We start from the raw sequence: 21020 nt of genomic DNA, 5'->3' as shown, positions 1-21020 counted from the left end.
ATGGAAGACATCATTGTCAATAAAGTCAATCAAAGTGGACTATTGCAAATTGATTTAGAGGAGTTACGTCCCACGGGCGATCGCATTTTATTGGATGTGACCCCCTTCCTTTTTATGGGACAGGTCGTAAAAGAAAAGGATTTTAGAGCCTTTGTGAATGAGCATGATTGGGCTCAATACAGCCAAAAACATGTGGCCATTTTTTGTTCCGCTGACGCGATCATCCCAACCTGGGCCTATATGTTAATCACGGTACACCTAAGTCCATATGCCCAAACACTTGTTTTTGGCAATTTAGCTGACTTGGAAAAAGTACTTTATCAAAACATGATTACGCATTTGCCCACTGAAAATTTGGAAGGTGCTAGGGTGGTGGTGAAAGGGTGTTCCAAAGAATCCATTCCAACGGACGCTTATGTCCAACTTAGCCACAAACTTCGTCCCATAGTGAAAAGCCTATTTTTCGGTGAGCCTTGCAGTACAGTTCCGATTTTTAAGAGGAAATAATTCATGAATGAGGTAGGAGATAAATATGCGAATCAAGGGTTGAAATCTTAAAAAAAACTGGAATAAGATAGAAATCACACTCATCTTACCCTATTTCATTACAACAATACAACTTGTTGGTTCTTTTTTCTTTGGTATTTCTTTTTTTTAGAAAAGAATAAGCAAAAACCCATCAAAAAATCAAAAAAACAACAAAAATCAGCCAAAAAACTTCAATAATTCAAAGGAAATTCAGAACTGAATCTACCAACCTATTTCTTCAAAAACTTCAACACCTTTTCTTGGTACTTGGGAAGTAAATCAACTGGTATTTGTTGGTATAAATCTTTATTGATGGCTTGCTTTTTTAAATAAGGTAAAAGATTCGGTGGTGGATTTTCGCGCCATTGTTGAATGGCAGATTTGGATGCTCTTTTCGTATCCTCCCCTTGCTCTTTTAAGGATTTTTCAGCCTCCATCAAACGTGGCAATAATTGATCTTGTTTGTTTGGAAGCAAATTATTCAATCGTTTATTGACCATTTCCGTCTCATTTTTATCCAAATCTTTGGCCAAATCTTCTAGATTTTTTTGCAAGTCTTTTAAGCCAGGAAGACCTTTTATATCCTGTATTTTTTGTTCAATTTCTTGCCTAATGCGATATTGCTCTTCAGCCAACTTCATTAATTCTTCATTGGATACGTTTGAACCTCCGTTCTTCATGGACTTCATTTTGTCATTCAACTTTTGTTGCCTTTTGCCCCAATCACCTTTGGCGGATTGACTTTTGCCTTTCTTTTTCCCCGGTTTAGACTGCATTTGTTGATTTTCCATTTGCTTCAATAAATTCGACAATAGCACCGCCAATTGGTTACTTGCCGCCATCCCCTCTTGTTGCCTGTACAACACCAATGACCATTTTCGCTCTTTCAACAACCTGCTCGTTTCATCCATTTTTTGCCTTAATGTCGCACCTTCGTTGATAATCACCTGAGAAACGGGCAAAAGTCGCTTCGCCAAACTTTGTAAACTATCCTCCATCAAATGCACCGTTTCCCCCAATTTTATCTGATCCTGAATCGATTTTCGCAAAGAAAGATCCTCCAAACTACTCCGTCGAAATACTTTTAAGAGTCGCTCCTGCTCAAATGAAATTTGCAATAAATCCTCCATCAATAAGCGTAGCTTGGCTACATCCACATCCAACTCCATCGCCTCTTGAGAATCCATTTGACTCTCCAATTGATCAGCCAACTTTTGAAGCTTTTCGCTCGCTTTTTTCTGCTTTTCTTGCGCTTTCTTAGCTGAATTTTTGCTCAAATTCTCTTTCGCCTCCTCCATCAATTCCTTGATTTCTTCTTGGATCTCTTTTTCGGTATCCATCGACTTCTCCCCTTTCATTTCATTTTGTTCCTTCTCCGCCTCAGAAATATCATTTCGCTCTTGCTCAAACTTGTCGTTTAATTCATTTTGCTTTTCTATTTCCTTTGAACCTTCATTTTTTGGGGCCAATTCCGCTTGCTCCTTTGCCAAATTCCTTAAATCGTCCACGGCGTCTTGTACCATTTTTTGAACCTTCAATTCTTGATAAAATTTTTCCAATCGCTTCAATTCATTCTCTACCGATTTTCCTTGTTTCTTCATTTGATCCAAATGACTTTTCCATAGACTCGGATTCTCCTTTTCAAATTCATTGAACATATCATCCTTTTGTTTATCCATGTCCGGTTTCCAAAGTTTCTGAATCAACTTTTGCAAGTTTTCCATTTTTTGTTGCCAATTAGGATCCATTTTTTGAAAACTCATTTGTTGGCCCATCCATTGATCATTCAAATTTTTTAAATCCTGCAAGGCCTTTTTGAGGGCTTGTTCTTTCATCGACAATTCCTTGATGGCTTGTTCATTTATATCTTTTCCTAACAATACTCGCCGATTCATCTCAGCAATTTCCTGTTTCAATTCTTGGGCTTTTTCAATCGATTTTTTCACCTGATCTTCGATCTTATCCACTTTTTCATTTGTCATCATCGACAATTTTTGCATCGAAGGAAATTCCCAATTTATCCAATCGGTCCGGCCCATTTTAGGACCGTGGAAACCGTCATTATCATATACATCTACATAATACCTTACCTGATCACCAGGTTTCAGATTCAATGAATCCGTACGCCATATAAAATCGGTATGGAATGTTGGAATTCCTCGCGGATAAGAAATTGGTCGGCTTACTGTTATGGATGTAAGATCCCCTTTTCGAATAATGTTCAAATGTAAATTCATCCGACTAATTCCATAATCATCCCCTACTTGCAATTTCAAGACTTTAAAACGATAATAAAGTGTGTCTTCAATTACATCTAGCTTCACTTGTGGCTTCCTATCTGGAATTATTTCAATGGCTTGTTCCAAACTTTTTTGAAGTGACAAATTACTATTCGAGGCAATAATTTGATAAAAACCAGAATGAACCAATTGCTTACTAATATGAAAACTGGAAGAAAAAGGAAAATGATTAGCCCATTGAATAGCTGGATCATGACTAAATAAAATGCCCAAACGATCTGCATGCGAAGAAACCATATCCCAAGTGACCCGTGTACCTTCAGGTACTTTCAATTCGGATACTTGAAAAACTTCTTCATTTTCTTTTTTCAAATACGAAGGAAATTGCAAAAGCATTTTTACTTGTTGGACACCCGGACGATGAATCAAGTCCAAGTTGATAGGTTCAGAATAATAAGAGTCTGCCTCAAATTGTATTTGAATAGCTTTTTGGATAGGTGCTAACAGGACAGAAAAGGTATGGGGTATTTTCCCCAATTTCATTGGAATTTTTTCTCCATTTAATAAAATAAAGACTTGATTAGGCACATTTTTGCCTTTTAAAGTCAATCGAACCTCTGTTTCCTCTCCAGCAATGGCTTGCAATGGATTATTCAAGACAATAAAATCGAAAGGAATCTCTTTTGAATAATGAGAGGTGAAATTCCAAATACGAATGGCTGGTTTTTGAAATAAACTTGGGAGCAGCAATTGCCCCAAACTGAAAAAAAACATTAAGCCTAAAAATACATAAAATGGAAACTTCAAAAACTCTTTTGGTGCAAAATCAGCCAAAGAAATCGGCAATAATTGAGCCTCCTTTTGAGCAATGGCGGCAAAAATCAAATCATTTTTTTGAGTAGCACGTTGCTCATTTAATTGCAAATAATTGATTAATTCATCTGAATGACCTTTCGGCAAGAAGCTCCCCACTTCTAGAGCCAAATTCAGAAAATCCTGTTGTTTTAATTTTCTTAAAAGCTCAAAAATGGGCTTGTAAAGGAAAAAGAGAAAAGTAAAAAAAGATAATAGTGAAAATAGATAAAAGAGAAATTCACGAATAGCTATTGAAAACCAAGCCACATATTCGAGAAAAATGAAAAGAAGAGAAAAAGAAAAAAGCCATATAATGGATTTAATCAACGCTAACAATAGTCGATTACGCCAATAAGTGACGTGATATCGTTTCAGTTGACTGACTATCTGGTTGAAATGGTTATCCAATTTTTTCTCTTAAAATTTGAAAATACACATAAAATTCCAAGGTAAGGAACGAAATCGTGAGAAAATAAAATTGTAGGTAAAGCAGCATTTTGGTAATTTCGTGGAATTATCATTTTTATGTCGCAACAATCACAGGAACAATATCAATTTATTGAAAAAATAATTCAGATTCATGTTGGTGAATTTGACAAAATTGATGAGTTTGAATTTTTCTATGGCGGAAATTTCAATCTGGCTGTTCGTGTCAAATTAACCAAAGGAGAATTTTTCATTAAATGGAACCAAGGTGACCATCCTGGTCATTTTGAAGCTGAAGCAAAAAATCTACAACTAATCCATTCCACCAACACGATTTCTGTACCGCAGGTAATTGGTGTGGGACAATTAGACGAAAAAGAATATTTAATGATGGAATGCATTCCATCGATTGAGAAAAAAGAAAATTATTGGGTCGACTTTGGAGAAAAGCTTGCTGCTATGCACCAAATAAATCATACCAAAGGTCACGGACTCGATTATGATAATTTCATTGGCGCAACCAATCAAAAAAACGATTGGAAAGAAAATGGCGTCGATTTCTTCCTTCAAAATAGGCTTCAAGTACAAATAGATCAAGCCATTTACGATCGAAAAATTGACAAAAACTTGGCGGATCGAATGGAGGAGATTATCCAAAAAATTCCCAACATTATTCCGAATAATTCTTCGGCCTTAATCCACGGTGATTTATGGTCGGGAAATGCCATGGTGAATCAAATTGGATTGGTCACCTTGGTAGACCCATCTTGTTATTATGGTTTAAGAGAATCCGAATTAGCCAATACGACAATGTTTGGTGGTTTTGAAAAAGCCTTTTACGAAGCCTATCATAGCAATTTCCCTATTGAAAAGGGTTTCCACGAACGTATTCCCATCTATAATTTATATCCACTGATGGTACATGTCAACTCGTTTGGAGAAGGTTATTTGGCAACCGTCAAGAAAATTTTAGATACCTATTTGAATTAATATCCAAAAAGATTCAAAGCTATCCAGCAATCACACTGTCAACCAATGCATCCACCTCTTTAGCTTGAGGAAAAAAAGAAACGAGCTTTCTGAAAATTTCCTCAATGACAGCATCCGGGCAAGAAGCTCCGCAAGTCAATAAAACTCGTATTTTATCTTTTTTAGGTATATAATCAAAGCTAATTGTTTCAACTTTGGAATGATTATCGAAATGAGAGATTTCAACATCCGAGAGTAAATTTTCTCGCGAACTAATGAAATAGGTAGGTAAATTTTTGGCACATAAATCGACTAAATGGGCCGTATTAGAGGAATTATAACCACCCGCTACGATAGCAAAATCAGCGGATTCTTTTAATAACGCATACGTTGCACTCTGATTATCATTCGTTGCATAACACAAGGTATCTCGTGTATCAGCGAATCTACTTTGGATATCCTCTTTTTGTAATTGGTAGAAATCCACAAAAACTTGTTTTAAATAATCTGCAATTTCCTGTGTTTCGGTAGCCAACATGGTGGTTTGATTCACCACACCGATTCTTTCCAAATCTTTTGTTGGATCGAAACCCACGGAATATTGTCCTTCAAATTCCACAAAAAAATCTTCGGTAGATTTTTCTTTTTTTATGTAAGGCACCAAAGCCTGAGCTTGATGGATATTCTTTAACACTAAAGTGGGTGTAATCGACTGAGAATGCGAAAAAGTGGCCTTGGTTTCTTCATGTGTAGGTTTCCCATGAACGATGACCGTATAATTTTTTTGACCAATTGTAGCTGCACGGTTCCAAACTTTTTCTACAAAAGGACAAGTGGTATCATAGGCATACGGGTTGATACCAATGGATTGAAGTTTGTGTTGAATTTCGAGTGTAGTTCCAAATGCAGGGACAATGACAATATCATTGGAAGACAATTCCTCCCAATCAACTAACTGATTAGCGCTTGTATCTTGAATAAATCTAATTCCGCGATCCAATAGATCTGCATTTACGGCAGGATTATGGATCATTTCAGACAATAAAAAAATTCTCTTGTCTGGATTTTCATGTAAGATTCGATAAGCTGTTTCTACGGCATTTTCCACACCATAACAAAAACCAAAATGCCTTGACAATAAGATTTCAATTGGACCAAAGTCGAAAACAGATGGTGTAAAATCTTTTTTCAATTTATCATTTACTCGCCTAAACTCTTTTATTCGTCCGATCAAATTGCTTTTAAAAAGCGACGGAATGACAAATGATTTCATTTTTTTGATTTTACGTTTTTCAAATTTCGTATTAAAATGATTGGTTAAAACTTTACCCACTAACGTTGGCTCCCCTTTTTCCATTTCTTCAAGAGTATAAACTAATTTAATAATTAACAGTTTTCAAAATTACAATTCTTTTATGAAACGGTTAAATTTAAATCACCTTTAAATAATTATATTCCAAAAGTGGACAAATATTTTGTTTAATCAGGAATCTTATAATATTTTTGTAATTACCTTTTCCGATTACAACCTAATCACCTCATAAATAATAAATCAATAAGCAATGGAAAATTCTACTTCTGGGTCAAAAATATTGCAGCGAAAATTATTATCGAATCCATTCAGTTCATTCTTTTTGATATTTGTTAGAAACCCTATTAATTTGTTATATGCAGGTTTAGGTTTAGTTTTCTGTCTTTTTAGTTATCAAAATACATTTTCTTTCAAACCAATTGAGCCTGGGATATTCTCAGGTAAAATAGAATTTGGCCAAGGCGAAAAACATCGATTAGATACCAAGAATATTTCTGCTCAACTTAAAAATGAAATGGGAGAAAAAGTATTAAGTCTTACTGCCACTGCGGATGGTAGTTTGGAATCTGTATATGTCAAAATATTCAATTTAAAAGGTCCAGGAACCTATTTTATTCCAGGGGACGGTCAAATTGAGAATATCGGAAATTTGATCAAAAACTTAGATCAATACCAAGACAAAAATAATTTTTACGAAGCTACACTTCCCAACAAAGAGGGTGTTCAAAATGGGGTTGGTAGAGTCAATATTTCCAAGCTTTCTGATCATGAAATCGAGGGTGATTTAATTCTCATTGGAAATAATCCCAAGGGAGAACAAGCAGTTCTAGAAACGGCAAAATTTAAGATCGCATTTTAATTAAATCAAACGAACTTTATGGAATTTGAACCTACCATCATTAGCTCAGAGTGGGAGCAAATTCTTGATTTTCTAGAATTACAATTAAACAAACGACCAACAGATTTAGAATCAGTCCTTTTTTTAATTGGAGTTCAAGAATTGGGTAAAGGTCATGTTCATTTCACCAAAGAACAAAAACAAGATTTAATGCACATTGCTACTTGTAAAGCTTTGAGCTACAGTGGATTTTATGAGCTAGAAGGTTTGGACCAAGAAGGTTGGCCACATTGGAACCTAATTCAAAACCTGCCTTCTTTGCCTTTAAAAGAGCAAGAATTATTAATAAAAGCTCACGTCATTCACTATTTCAAAACTGAAGTTTTTTAAGCCTTAGAGCCCATCTTTACCAACTATGAAATTCATCTCTTACAACGTCAACGGAATTCGAGCAGCCATCCAAAAAGGTTTTATCGATTGGTTGAAGGTGGAAAATCCAGATATTATTTGCCTACAAGAATTAAAAGCTGAAATAGACCAAGTTAATTTGACAGACATTGAAGCTCTGGGTTACCAAATTTATTGGCATTCAGCTCAAAAAAAAGGTTACTCAGGAGTGGCCATTTTTTCCAAAATACAACCCAAGCATGTCGAAATTGGCTGTGGAATAGAAAAATATGATTCAGAGGGCCGAGTAATTCGGTTGGATTTTGAAACTTTTTCTATCATGAGCGTCTATATGCCATCAGGCTCTAGTGGAGATGATAGACAAGCATTTAAAATGGAATGGTTAAGTGATTTCCATGCCTATGCACAAGATTTAATTAGCAAAATTCCTCATTTAATCATTTCTGGAGATTATAATATTTGTCACAAAGAGATTGATATTCATAATCCTAAATCAAATGCAAATAGCTCGGGATTTTTACCAGAAGAACGAGAATGGTTGGAGAATTTTATCCAAACAGGTTTTATTGACACCTTTAGGCACATTAATCCAGATCCTCATCATTATAGTTGGTGGAGTTACCGGGCTGGCGCAAGGGGGAAAAACCTAGGTTGGCGAATTGATTATCATTTAGCGACGAAAGCGCTCGAAAATCGTATCGCACATGCAGAAATTTTACCCCAAATATATCATTCAGATCATTGTCCAATCGTACTTGAAATAAACTAATATGCACTTCGAAAAACACGTTTTTATTTGTTCTAATGACAAAGATGCTCCTAAAAAATGCTGCGGATCTGCACATGGAATGGACTTAGTCAATGCTTTTAAAGCTCAATGGGAGGCCAGCGGTTCCAATCAAAAAATCCGGATTCAACGCGCAGGATGTTTAGATTTTTGTGGAAAAGGACCCACAATGGTCGTTTATCCTGAAGGTGTATTTTACGGAAATGTACATTTAGAAGATGTAAAAGAAATTACTGAATCGCATTTAGTCAATGGAGAAATTGTAAGTCGCTTACAAATTGGATAAATTGCAACATGTTATATCGTCTGTACCCTACCTTATTAAATTCGTATACCCTGTATTTGAGTCAATCGAGAGATTCAAACGGTAAAATTATTGTGGATGAAATTGAGTTGATCGAACGGATCAATCGAGTTCGGAAGCCGACCACTCAATCTCAACAAAAAGGTATCGATTTTGAAAAAGCGGTCACTTTGGGTCATGATGAAGAAGAATTTGCAGAGGGAATCATTGATAAAGCGAGAGATTTATTGCCTGCTAAATACAAAACACAATTTTATTTAGAATCGAGATACAAAAATAGTATCATCTATGGCTATGTAGATGGTGTGGGCGAAAATGTGGCTTTTGACTTAAAAAGTACATCTTTTTATGAACCTGGGAGATTTCAAAAAAATCATCAAAATCTATATTTGCTCGGTTTACAAAAAATTGGCATAGAACAATTGGATTATGTGATTACAGATTTCAAAGATGTATATGTGGAAACCTACCAACTCAATACCTATGATTTTAATCCCTTGTATGAGCAAATAGAATCTTTTACCAAGTTCTTAAACGATCACAAAAGATTCATTACGGATAAAAAAATCTTTGATCGTAAATCAAATGATAATCAATTATCGATTTTTGATTAATCCAAATCGATTAAATATAGCAGATCTGAAAGTTGCGAAATGACTCTTTTGGAATTCGAGATTAAATTTGATGACTGAAAATGAATGGAAGTAATACCGACATCTTCCGCCCCTTGTATATCAGCAATCGCATGATCTCCAATCATAAGTACCTCATTCGCTTGACAATTTGCCAAATCCAAGGCATGTCTAAAAAACAGAGGATCCGGTTTTTTCACGCCAATTTGTTCTGAGGTAATCATTTTTTTGAAATAGTGTCCAATACCGGAACCATCTACTTTAACATACTGAATATCATCGAATCCGTTTGTCAAAATATACAAAGGATATTTTTGGGCTAATTGACTAACTACCATAGCCGCTCCTGGTATCAAATGCTTTTTTCTTGGTGTTCGATACAAATATTCCTTCGAAAAAGCGTCTGTATCTGTTTCTAATTTCAAGGCTTTAAAATAATCTTTGAAGCGATTTTCTCTCAAATAAGTTTGTGAAATCTGGCCAGCTTGGTATTGGTCCCATAGCTGATCATTGATTATCCGAAACGTTTCCCAAGCAACAGGAAAATCAATTATTTGTTTAGGATATAGATTGAGTTCTTCAAATAATTCAAAAATAACCTCTTGTGCATTCAAATCATGGTCCCAAAGGGTATGATCCCAGTCAAAAAAAATAGCTTTCGGTTGAAATTTCATTCAACAAAGGTAATAATAACTTACCTTTGCAAGGCAGATTAAAAACAAGAAATGGAGCACCAACTAAAACTCAAAAAACCATTAGCATTCTTCGATTTAGAAACCACTGGTATTATGGTTCAAAAAGATCGTATTGTTGAAATTTCAATTGCCAAAGCAAATATTGACGGCAGTGTGGAAGTGAAAACAAGAAGAGTCAATCCAGGGATGCCTATTCCACTTGAAGCCTCACTTGTTCATGGAATTTATGATGAAGATGTAAAAGATGAACCTCATTTCAAACAAGTAGCAAAATCGCTTGCCCAATTTTTGGATGGATGTGATTTGGCAGGTTTTAATTCCAATCGATTTGATGTACCGATGTTGGTGGAGGAGTTTTTGCGCAATGATGTTGATTTTGAATTGAAAAACAGAAAGTTAATTGATGCTCAACGAATTTATCATTTAATGGAGCCTAGAAATTTAACTGCAGCTTATAAGTTTTATTGCGATAAAATATTGGTTGGCGCCCATGGGGCGGAGGCTGATGTTTTGGCAACTTTGGAGGTTCTCAATGCTCAAGTGAAGAAGTATGAAAATGTGCCATTGTTGGACGATAAAGGACAAGAATTCTTCCCTGTGAAAAATGACATGGGATCACTGCATGAACTAACTGCTTCTAATTCAGTGGATTTCGCAAACAGAATGAGTTACAACAAAGACCGAGTGATTGTTTTCAATTTTGGTAAGCATATTGGAAAGTCGGTATTGGAAGTAATTAAATCGGACCCGTCTTATTACGATTGGATCATGAAAGGAGATTTTCCTTTGGACACCAAAAGGAAATTAACAGAAATAAAATTGCAAGGTTTTCAGCGTTAATTGATTTTTTTATCGAAAATCTCAGTTTATTTAGTAATTTTGCACGGCATAATAGCACCGTTTGAGTAAGCGTTTTATAGCGCAAAAAATATGTTTCGACAATAATATGCAGTCAATACCAGAAATTATTCGCACAATTCCTTTAATGCATTACATTATATTAAGCTCTGCTTTATTTTGTATTGGAATTTTAGGGGTACTAACTCGTAGAAATGCCATTATCGTATTTATGGCGATAGAATTAATGTTAAATGCAGTTAATTTATTGTTAGCCGCATTTTCCTCTTATTATTCAGATCCTGCGGGTCAAATTTTTGTATTTTTCATTATGGCAGTTGCAGCCGCTGAAGTAGCAGTTGGTTTAGCAATTATTGTCATGATATATCGAAATATACAAACCATTGACATTGGTGTTTTAAACAAGTTAAAAAATTAAGTTAAGCGGAAATATATCGCATATTAATCTATGTCTTCATTATTATTAATTCCTCTTTTACCGCTTTTAGGCTTCGCCATAAACGGATTGTCATTTCCCAAATTATCCAAGCAAGTAGCTGGGATTGTCGGAACCATTCCACCTTTGGTTGCATTTGTTTTATCCCTTCAATTATTTATCAATTTTGAAGGTGAAGCTCAAATCTATCAATTAGCTGAATGGATTAAAATTGGCGATTTAAGCATTCCATTTGCCTTTCAAATCGACCAGCTTTCTATCTTGATGCTTTTGGTCATCACGGGAGTTGGAACATTGATTCATGTTTATTCCATAGGTTACATGTCGCACGATGAAGGTTTTGGTAAATTTTTTGCCTTTCTAAACCTATTTATCTTCTTCATGTTGATATTGGTTTTAGGTGCCAACTTCACTGTATTATTCATAGGTTGGGAAGGAGTTGGATTGTGTTCTTATTTATTGATTGGCTTTTGGAATAAAAAGAACAGTTATGGTGATGCGGCTAGAAAAGCATTTATCATGAACAGAATAGGTGATCTAGGGTTTTTGATTGGTATATTTTTATTAATTCAAGAATTCGGTACAACGAATTACCAAGATATATTTTCAGCCATAAAAGCAGGTTCTGGTTCAAATAATTTAGGATTAATTGCTTTTTGTTTATTCATAGGCGCTATGGGTAAATCGGCCCAGCTACCTCTTTATACTTGGTTGCCAGATGCGATGGCAGGACCTACGCCTGTTTCAGCTTTAATTCATGCAGCTACCATGGTAACAGCCGGAATTTACATGGTTATTCGTGCAAATGCCCTTTTTGAATTAAGTCCAGAAGTATTACATTTCGTTGGTTGGATTGGATTAGCAACGGCTCTATTAGGAGCAGCCATTGGTTTATTCCAAAATGACATCAAAAAAGTGTTAGCCTATTCAACAGTTTCTCAATTGGGTTATATGTTCATGGGTTTAGGTGCTTCAGCCTACTCGGCATCATTTATTCACGTAGTGGCGCATGCATTTTTCAAAGCCTTGTTATTTTTAGGTGCTGGTTCTGTTATTCATGCGATGTCAGATGAACAAGATATTCGTAAAATGGGAGGATTAAAAAGTAAAATGCCAATTACGTATATTACATTTTTAATTGGTACAATTGCCATATCAGGAATTCCACCATTTGCTGGATTTTTCTCTAAAGATGAAATCTTAGCGCACTTATATCATCACGACTTTGCGATGTGGTGTTTAGCTATATTCGGTTCTGCCTTAACCTCATTCTACATGTTTAGAGTGTTGATTTTAACCTTTTATGGTGATTTCAGAGGCACAGATAAGCAAGCAAGTCACTTGCATGAATCACCCATCACCATGACATTCCCATTAATTATTTTAGCCATCTTTTCTGCAGGAGGAGGTTTAATTAATTTACCAGCTTTTGCAGGAGGTGATCAATTTTTAGCAAGGTATTTAGCACCTATTTTACCGGATACCCCGGAATTAGCAGGTGTTTCAATCTTTAGCATAGAAATGGGTGCTGCATTGTCAGCTGCTTTTATTCCTGCATTTTTGGCTATTTATATTTTTGGAGTTCGTAGAAGTATACCTTCGACTGACAATGAAATTAGTGGGATTCAGAAAATCATTTATAACAAATTTTACGTGGATGAATTATACGATACATTGTTTGTTCGTCCCATCAATGTTTTATCTGTCTTTTTCCATCAAATAGTTGATTTTTTAATCATTGATTTACTTGTAGAAGGTGTGGGTCGTTTTGTTAAATACTCGTCCACCGAGTTTAGAAAAGCGCAAACTGGAAATGTAGGGTATTATATTTTTATGATTGTTATATCCATTTCGGTGATATTATTTTTTAGTTTAAAAAATTGGATCTTGTAATTTATTAATAGGCATGTTATTACTATTTATACTTTTTTTTCCGTTGGTGTTAGGTGCAATTATTTTAGTTGCTAAGCCTAAAAATCCCTTCACTATAGCTTTAAGCGGTACCATTATTGAAGCAATCGTAAGTTTTAAGGCCTTATACGATTTTTCTCATTCCATCAAACCAATCACCTATATTCATTCATGGATACCCGATTTTGGTTTAAATTTTTCACTTTGGGTGGATGGTATCAATGGAATATTAATTGGCCTTTGTGCTTTAATGCTTCCTTTTATTATCGGTTCAACGGCAAAAACTGACCGTGCCCATAATTCACAGTTTCTTGGATTAATTTTATTGATGCAGTCGGCACTGATGGGTGCTTTTTTAGCTAAAGATGCCTTTTTATTCTATTTCTTTTTTGAAGCATCTTTATTACCCATCTACTTTTTAGCCGCTATTTACGGCGGGGAAAATAAAAACGCTATCACCTTTAAATTCTTTGTTTATACATTATTTGGGTCATTATTCTTATTGATCGGATTAATTTATGTCTATCTTAGAACTCCTGGTAATACGCATTCTGCAGACATTATCGATTTATATGCTACCGCCAACGCTTTAAATGCGGGTGAACAAGGATTTCTTTTTTTAGCATTCTTTATTGCATTTGCGATCAAAATGCCCATTTTTCCCTTCCATACATGGCAACCAGATACCTATACAACCTCACCGGTTCAAGGGACTATGTTACTTTCTGGAATTATGTTAAAAATGGGTACCTATGGCGTAATTCGATTAATTCTTCCCATGTTTCCTTTAGGAATCGCTGAATGGGGCTTTACAGCAAGTATTTTGTCTATTATCGGAATTGTTTACGGATCCATCATTGCGATACAACAAAAAGATGCAAAGCGCCTTTTAGCTTATTCTTCATTCGCGCACGTTGGTTTAATGGCAGCTGGTATTTTAACCAAAAGCACAGAAGGTATTCAAGGTTCACTTTACCAAATGCTTTCTCATGGAATTAACATCATTGGTTTATTCTTTGTGGTAGAAGTTATTGAAAGAAGAACAAAATCGAGAGAAATTGCCCAATTGGGAGGAATTACCTCTCACTCCTATTTCTTAACAGTTACTTTTATCATTTTGAGTTTAGGTTCGGTGGCCTTACCATTAACTAACGGTTTCATTGGTGAATTTTTATTATTAAAAAGTGTATTTGATTATCACATGATTTTAGGTATCGTGTCAGGGATTACCATTATTCTAGGTGCGGTTTATACCTTGCGATTAATCCAAAAAACACTATTTGGCAATCAATCAAGAATTACAACTGAATTTGCTGATTTGACATTATCAGAGAAATGTGTTTTAATTCCATTAAGTATTTTGGTTATTTTAGGAGGTATTTTACCTAATTATATATTATCATTTAGCGAACCAAGTGTTGCATTATTAACTCAATGGTTCAAATAAACGCGACGTTTTTCAAACTGTATTAAAAGAATATGACGGCTATCATTGCTCTATCACTTTTTGGTATTAGTAATTTGTTTTTAGGATTTTGGTTTTCAAGAAAAACCCTGCAAACAATTTCATTATTATTTCTCGCCATCAGCATCGGTCTTACCGCCTTCGATTGGAACCATGAATATTTTTGGTTCGGAAATATGTTTCGATCAACGAATACATCCATTAATTTTAGTCTAATTATTCAATTAGCAGCCTTTTTGGTCATCGCATTTTCCAATCATTTTGGCAATGATGAAGAACATTCGCACCCAGCCGAATATTATGCAATTATGCTATTTGCAGTCGTAGGAGCCATTTTAATGGTTACATTCGAGCATTTAATCATGTTATTTGTCGGTTTAGAAATATTATCGGTGGCAATGTATGTCTTAACCGGTTCTGATAAAAGAAATTTACGATCCAATGAAGCGGCCATTAAGTACTTTTTAATGGGTTCGTTTGCCACTGGAATATTGCTCTTTGGTATTACCTTGGTTTACGGGGCAACCAAATCATTTTACTTAGCGAACATTGCTTTGACAATCTCTCAAACAGCACCCGATTCAATGCCTATATTTTTATATATCGGGGTAATACTGATGTTGGTTGGTTTGTTGTTTAAGGTATCAGCTGCACCTTTCCATTTTTGGACGCCCGATGTTTACGATGGAGCACCAACTATCTTCACCATGTTTATGTCAACTGTCGTGAAAACAGCCGGTTTTGCAGCCTTATTCCACATTATGGGTGGTATGTTTGGAGGTATTTATTCCAAATGGGTATTAATCGTCTATTTCGTAAGCATTTTGACACTTATCATTGGTAACATCACTGCAGTTTACCAACAGAGCGTTAAACGCATGTTAGCCTTCTCGAGTATTTCTCATGCAGGCTATATGTTGTTGACGGTTTGTGCCTATCAAAAATCCACCACATCCAACATTCTTTATTATTCATTATCCTACACATTAGCTACATTAGGAGCATTTGCAGTGGTTAAAATAGTTTCTGAATATCAAACGGGAAGAAATGAAAAACCAGAAAATTTCAGTTCTTTCAATGGTTTAGCCAAAAATAATCCAGAATTAGCTTTTGCGTTCACAGTAGCACTCCTTTCCTTAGCTGGAATTCCTTTAACAGCTGGATTTTGGGGTAAATTTTTTGTGTTCAACGACGTATTCAACAGAAATATTCTTTACCCTGTCATAATTGCCATTTTGATGTCAGCCGTTGGAATTTATTACTATTTTAAAGGAATTGTCGCTGCCTATTTTAATCAAGGTGATATTGAAAAAATTACGATCCCAACAGTATATCGAATAGCGTTATGGTTAACAACTATAGCTACTTTGGTCCTGGGATTGTATCCAACCATCGTCAAAAATATTTTTTAATCAAAACAATTTGACTACCTCTAAACTATTTAATAAAAAGGATTTAATCGCCTACTTTTTAATAGCAGGAACAGGTGCCTGTGTACAATTAATTTCAGGTGGATTAATCAAGGATTGGTTTAAATTACCATATGAATCGACGATTTTCCCTGCCTATTTGATCGCTCTAGTGGTGGGTTTCATCCTAACTAAATTATTTGCGTTTAATGCCAGACAGTCTAATCAAACACACAGAGAAATGATTAAATTTCTCATGGTTGCTTTGTTCTCTGGTTTTGTCACTTATTTTTTTAGCGTTATTCCATATAAATTTATTCATTCTAATTACAATGATTATTTTTATCAAATACCATTTTCAGTAAAAAAAATCAATTTCACTCAATTATCTACGACCATCTGTGGAATGGGATTTAGTTTTGTCTCCAACTTCGTTTTACACAAAACATTCACCTTCAAAAAAAGTGGATTTTACGATAGATTCAAGAACCTAATTGAGTAATTCGGTCACTTTTATCCAATTGATTCACCTTCATCTTAAATATTCCTTAGAAAATCCTTTTATCAATAAGGCTAAATCTTGGCTTAAATCATGTTTTTGGAATAAAAATTATCACTTCTTAAAAAAAACTTAAAATTTTCAAGGAAATAATTGGTAGATATGTTTTTATCCATTAGTTTTGTAGCTCAAACCTTAAAATATTACAAAAATGAAAAAATTATTCGCTTTAGCATTCGTTGCTGGAATGGTTACTTTGGCTTCTTGTGGAGAGAAAAAAACTGAAGCTGCTGCTGATACTGTAGCTGTTGATACTGCAGCTGCTGCTGTTGATACTGCTGCTGCTGATACTGCTGCTGCTGATACTGCTGCTGCTAAGTAATTAGTACCCAACAAAGAAAAGGTCCTTCGCATGCGGAGGACTTTTTTTATGCCCAAAAAATGTCGAAAAATAAAAGAGTAGAATCCTTCTTCGAACATTTCCCTCCCAAAGTTGCAGAATATTGCTTTCAACTTTGGCACGACCACCCTTTTGATTTCATCATCAGTCGTGCTAGAAATTCCAAATTAGGCGATTATCGATTTACGCCCACAAAAGGTCATCAAATCACCGTTAATCACAACTTAAATCCTTATGCGTTTTTGGTCACCTATCTACATGAAGTGGCACACCTAATTACTTATCAAACCTATAAAAATAAAGTCGCACCACATGGACAAGAATGGAAAAATGCCTTTAAAGAAATATTTGAACCCCTTTTGGAAGAAGATTTACTACCCAATGAATTCATACAAGTATTAAAAAATTACCTAAAAAACCCAACGGCAACCAGTACCGGACATTGGCCTTTAGTGAATATTTTAAAAACATATGATTCCGTTAATTCTGAATTAGTTCCCATTCAATCCTTGGAAGAAAATCAGATTTTTGCCATAAAAAACTTACAATTTACCAAAGGGAAACTTAGACGAACTCGCTACCTTTGTAAAGAATTGAGTACAGGAAAACTATATTTGGTTTCAAAAAATGCACAAGTAAGCCTAATTGATCTTGAAAGCAAAGCAGATTAAATATCTAATCAGTATTCTTTTTTTATCCTTTTCATGGATAACACCTATTCTTGCTCAATCCAATTCAAAATTAGCTTCCGGAAATTGGTTCAAAATTCCAATTTATGAATCGGGTTTTTACAAAATCGATTATGAATGGCTTCAGAGTCAAAAAATAAATCCATCATCCATCAATCCGAAACAAGTAGGTCTCTACACCCAAGGAAATAAATCTTTGCCACAAAAAAACAATCTAACTAGACCTATTGATTTACCTAGCCATGCGGCACAATTCATTGGTGAAAATGATGCTAAATGGGATAAAGAAGACTATCTACTTTTTTATGCTGAAAATACCCATGCTAAATCTTGGAATCAGGAAAAGAATCAGGTAGAAACTAGCATTCATCCCTATTCAGATACTACCTATTATTTTCTTCGAATTGACGACCCGAGTGCAGAACGAATAAAATCAAAAATACTCAAACAAGGTAAATCTCCTTTTTGGGATTTTGGTTATTATGATTTTCACTATGAACCAGAATTAACCAACCTAATTCAATCGGGTAGAGAGTGGCTAGGTGATTCTTTTGCCGCAAATACCGAAAAAAAAATCAGCTATAACTTACCCGATTACAAAACAGGGTTTCCAGCCCAATTGTATGGTAAATTGGCGAATGGTTCCATCAATCCAGGTGAGTTTAGTTTTCAAATTGTTGGCAATTCAATACCCTCCATCCAAATTAATGCCATCAATAATTCAAAATATGATGTAAAAGCAAATGTAAAAGATTTTGAGGCAGAAGTGTTTCCTCAATTAAGTAACAATAATTGGGAGTTGACCTTGAAATTTAACGCCATCAATGGCACCGGGTACATGGACCATTTAAACCTTGTTTATCCAAAAATTTATAATGCAAAAAGTACTTTGGTTAATTATTGGTTACCCAATCAATCAGATTCGACATTTAGTATCAAAATTAATAACCTTGATAATAAGCATCAAATATGGCATTTTGAGAACGGCAAAGATTGGTTTCGCTTCGAGAATCCCATCGAAAATCCCGAAATAACGAGTCAAAAAAATAGCCAACTTTTCATCTTTGATCCGGCAATTGCAAAAAAGCCAAACTCAATTAGTAAGGTGGTAAATCAAAATATACGAAATATATCTCCGCCCACTCTACTAATCATTTCAAGTGAGTCGCTTTTACCTATAGCCAAAAAATATGCTGACTTTAAAAACACGAAACATGCCAACTACAGTACAGCTGTAAGCACCACTCAAATTTTTCAGGAGTTTTCAGGTGGAAAACAAGATATAACAGCCATACGTGATTTTGTTAAACATCTAAAAAATCAACCCAATTCAGATTTAAGATACTTATTAATTTTGGGTGATGCATCCCATGATTTCAAAGGGCGTAATTCCGTTTCTAGCGAAAAAGAAAAATTAGCGATGGTGCCAACTTATGAAAGCATTGAATCCTATCATCCACTATTGAGTTATTGCTCGGATGATTATTTTGGTATACTTGGAGAGGAAGGAGGAGAAATGAGTGAGGGAGAGGACACCAAAAATGAAACAATTAATATAGGAATAGGTCGAATACCCGCTAGAACAGTTGAGGAAGCAAACATGTTTATTAACAAATTAATTTCCTACCAAAGGCCTCAAAAAGATTCAGCATTGCAGCCCTATACATTTTCATGGATTGCGGATGATGGCGATAATAATTTGCATGTTCAAGATGCTGAAGATTTTAGTCAAATATTGAATTCCAAAAACGAGAACTTTCCGACTAAAAAAGTATTTCTTGACCAATACCCACAGCAAGTCAATAATGGCTTTTATACTTCAAAATCAGCACAAAAAGAGAGTTTAGAATTATTCAATTCAAAGGCTGACTTTATTCATTTCATCGGACATGGGGCTGAAACAGGTTGGACAGATGAAAAAATAGTTACCATCAATGAACTACTTAATTTAAAAAATAGCGATCACCTCCCTATCTTGTTAACTGCTACTTGTCAATTTGGTCGATTCGATAATGCCAATCAAATGTCAGGCGCAGAGGTAGCTCTGTTATCCAATCAAGGAGGTGCCATTGCATTAATTAGCACATCTAGGCCTGTTTTCCAAAGTAGCAATTATGTGTTTGGTAAAAAATTCTATCAAAATATCAATGAACATTTACATGACCCCAATTATAAATTAGGCGATCTATTTAAAGATACCAAAAATGAAAGTCAGGCAGGAGTCATCAACCGAAATATTGTTCTACTTGGAGATCCGAGCCTAGAATTACCTTGGACTTATACACCAGCTGAAATAACAAGTTCTTCAATTTCTCCCCAAAGTGCGGAAAAATTCATAGGAAAAATCCCTTACGAAACCACAATAAATGGAATCGGTGAAATTTCGATTTATCAATTACCTGTACCGCAAAAAACATTAGGCACGAAAACTCCCGTTTATCAATATGATACAGAGGGGAAATTGTTGTATAAATCTAGAATCAGTATTAAAAATGGGGCATTCCAATTGGATCAAAAAACACTTCCCATACTAAATGAACAAAATACCCTGGTCCGTTTTAATGGAATATTAGATGATGGGAAAAAGGTTTTGGGAAGTAAAAGAATCCAAATCGTTCAAAGAGAAAGAGTCAATGATAATACTCCACCCGTTATCAACTATGAATTACTTAATGAATCGAACTTAAAAAATAGTGGAAAAAACCCTATCCTAAAAATCAATATAAGCGATAATTTAGGTATATCATTTTGGGGACCTAATGGAGAACAAGCGGAAATCTTGCTCAATGATACTTTAAAAATTGCTGCCATTGAACATTTCATGAATGAAGTAGATCGATCAGATAAAGGTGTTATTGTTTATCCATTTAAAAATTTACCCAATGGTCAATATACCATTAGCTTAAAATGCTGGGATATCAATTTTAATGTGGCGGAAAAAAGTTTCCAATTTATCGTTAATGAGGAAAAAACACCTTTAAAAGCTATCAGCGTATATCCAAATCCTACAAGTGAAATGTTGAATTTTGATTTAGAGACAGAAGATAATTGGACAGATTATGATTATTCCATCATACTTTTCAATTTATCTGGCCAAAAAATTTATGAAAATAACCTCTCATCTAATTCAAATGATACAGGTCATTTAACATTTCAATTGATGATCAATGAGCTTCAGAATACGTTTTCAGATCATGTTTTAATTTATAGTGTAACAATAATAAATCGATTAAATCGTTCAAAATATCAGTATAATGGTAAAATAGGTGTCATTCGATAATTTTTTCAAAACATTTTAATTTTATTAAAAATATTTAGCTAAAAATACCTAATTTTGACTTTAGCTTTTTACAAAGACA

The 21020-nt window shown here is 34.8% G+C and carries 19 protein-coding genes; 16 read left to right on the top strand and 3 right to left on the bottom strand.

Going from position 1 to position 21020, the window contains the following annotated elements:
* Positions 1–507, top strand: a complete 507-nt coding sequence (locus V7S76_RS00655) for a DUF2480 family protein (RefSeq protein ID WP_459508068.1) — start codon at positions 1–3, stop codon at positions 505–507.
* A gap of 251 nt (positions 508–758) precedes the next feature.
* Here the strand turns inward: V7S76_RS00655 and V7S76_RS00650 are convergent, their stop codons facing one another.
* Positions 759–3740, bottom strand: coding sequence for a hypothetical protein (locus tag V7S76_RS00650; RefSeq protein WP_459508067.1), 2982 nt, complete (start codon positions 3738–3740; stop codon positions 759–761).
* 408 nt (positions 3741–4148) lie between these two features.
* Here V7S76_RS00650 and V7S76_RS00645 point away from each other — a divergent pair, with 408 nt between their 5' ends.
* Positions 4149–5039 (top strand): fructosamine kinase family protein, encoded by an 891-nt coding sequence (locus V7S76_RS00645; RefSeq protein ID WP_459508066.1) that lies wholly within the window; start codon positions 4149–4151, stop codon positions 5037–5039.
* Positions 5040–5058: 19 nt separating this feature from the next.
* Here V7S76_RS00645 and V7S76_RS00640 read toward each other — a convergent pair whose 3' ends face one another.
* Positions 5059–6375, bottom strand: coding sequence for a 4-hydroxy-3-methylbut-2-enyl diphosphate reductase (locus tag V7S76_RS00640; RefSeq protein ID WP_459508065.1), 1317 nt, complete (start codon positions 6373–6375; stop codon positions 5059–5061).
* A gap of 205 nt (positions 6376–6580) precedes the next feature.
* On the opposite strand from V7S76_RS00640, the gene V7S76_RS00635 reads away from it, so the two are divergent.
* The 5 genes from V7S76_RS00635 to V7S76_RS00615 are packed head-to-tail and all read left to right on the top strand — an operon-like array spanning position 6581 to position 9281.
* Positions 6581–7189 carry a hypothetical protein gene (locus V7S76_RS00635; RefSeq protein WP_459508064.1) on the top strand — a complete coding sequence of 203 codons (609 nt, stop codon included), beginning with the start codon at positions 6581–6583 and terminating at the stop codon, positions 7187–7189.
* 18 nt (positions 7190–7207) lie between these two features.
* Complete coding sequence (locus V7S76_RS00630; protein WP_459508063.1) at positions 7208–7558, top strand: hypothetical protein; 351 nt, start codon at positions 7208–7210, stop codon at positions 7556–7558.
* A 25-nt stretch (positions 7559–7583) separates the two neighbouring features.
* Positions 7584–8345, top strand: coding sequence for an exodeoxyribonuclease III (locus V7S76_RS00625; protein WP_459508062.1), 762 nt, complete (start codon positions 7584–7586; stop codon positions 8343–8345).
* A gap of 1 nt (position 8346) precedes the next feature.
* Entirely contained in the window at positions 8347–8649 is a 303-nt protein-coding gene (locus V7S76_RS00620; RefSeq protein ID WP_459508061.1) for a (2Fe-2S) ferredoxin domain-containing protein, read from the top strand.
* Positions 8650–8657: 8 nt separating this feature from the next.
* On the top strand, positions 8658–9281 hold the full coding sequence (locus V7S76_RS00615) for a hypothetical protein (protein ID WP_459508060.1): 624 nt from the start codon (positions 8658–8660) through the stop codon (positions 9279–9281).
* Here the strand turns inward: V7S76_RS00615 and V7S76_RS00610 are convergent.
* Complete coding sequence (locus V7S76_RS00610; RefSeq protein WP_459508059.1) at positions 9278–9973, bottom strand: YjjG family noncanonical pyrimidine nucleotidase; 696 nt, start codon at positions 9971–9973, stop codon at positions 9278–9280. The two genes, V7S76_RS00615 and V7S76_RS00610, sit on opposite strands and share 4 nt — an antisense overlap.
* A gap of 51 nt (positions 9974–10024) precedes the next feature.
* Here V7S76_RS00610 and V7S76_RS00605 point away from each other — a divergent pair, with 51 nt between their 5' ends.
* From V7S76_RS00605 to porU, 9 genes are all read left to right on the top strand, one after another.
* Positions 10025–10834 carry an exonuclease domain-containing protein gene (locus V7S76_RS00605; protein ID WP_459508058.1) on the top strand — a complete coding sequence of 270 codons (810 nt, stop codon included), beginning with the start codon at positions 10025–10027 and terminating at the stop codon, positions 10832–10834.
* Between the two features lie 106 nt (positions 10835–10940).
* Positions 10941–11270, top strand: coding sequence for an NADH-quinone oxidoreductase subunit NuoK (gene nuoK / locus V7S76_RS00600; RefSeq protein WP_459508057.1), 330 nt, complete (start codon positions 10941–10943; stop codon positions 11268–11270).
* 30 nt (positions 11271–11300) lie between these two features.
* On the top strand, positions 11301–13181 hold the full coding sequence (gene nuoL / locus V7S76_RS00595; protein WP_459508056.1) for an NADH-quinone oxidoreductase subunit L: 1881 nt from the start codon (positions 11301–11303) through the stop codon (positions 13179–13181).
* A gap of 13 nt (positions 13182–13194) precedes the next feature.
* Positions 13195–14646, top strand: a complete 1452-nt coding sequence (locus V7S76_RS00590) for a complex I subunit 4 family protein (protein WP_459508055.1) — start codon at positions 13195–13197, stop codon at positions 14644–14646.
* A 32-nt stretch (positions 14647–14678) separates the two neighbouring features.
* A complete protein-coding gene (locus V7S76_RS00585) occupies positions 14679–16076 on the top strand; it encodes an NADH-quinone oxidoreductase subunit N (RefSeq protein ID WP_459508054.1) in 1398 nt (465 codons plus the stop codon).
* Between the two features lie 10 nt (positions 16077–16086).
* Positions 16087–16575: a GtrA family protein gene (locus tag V7S76_RS00580; RefSeq protein WP_459508053.1), complete on the top strand. Its 489-nt coding sequence runs from the start codon at positions 16087–16089 to the stop codon at positions 16573–16575.
* Between the two features lie 208 nt (positions 16576–16783).
* Positions 16784–16954: a hypothetical protein gene (locus V7S76_RS00575; RefSeq protein ID WP_459508052.1), complete on the top strand. Its 171-nt coding sequence runs from the start codon at positions 16784–16786 to the stop codon at positions 16952–16954.
* A gap of 59 nt (positions 16955–17013) precedes the next feature.
* Entirely contained in the window at positions 17014–17643 is a 630-nt protein-coding gene (locus tag V7S76_RS00570) for a SprT-like domain-containing protein (protein ID WP_459508051.1), read from the top strand.
* Positions 17624–20941 carry a type IX secretion system sortase PorU gene (gene porU, locus V7S76_RS00565; protein ID WP_459508050.1) on the top strand — a complete coding sequence of 1106 codons (3318 nt, stop codon included), beginning with the start codon at positions 17624–17626 and terminating at the stop codon, positions 20939–20941. Before V7S76_RS00570 ends, porU begins: the two co-directional genes overlap by 20 nt.
* Positions 20942–21020: the final 79 nt, after the last annotated feature.

Source organism: Aquirufa sp. ROCK2-A2, from assembly GCF_054558485.1.
Note: the sequence above shows the minus strand (reverse complement) of the source record. Positions and strands in the feature narration are given on the sequence as shown.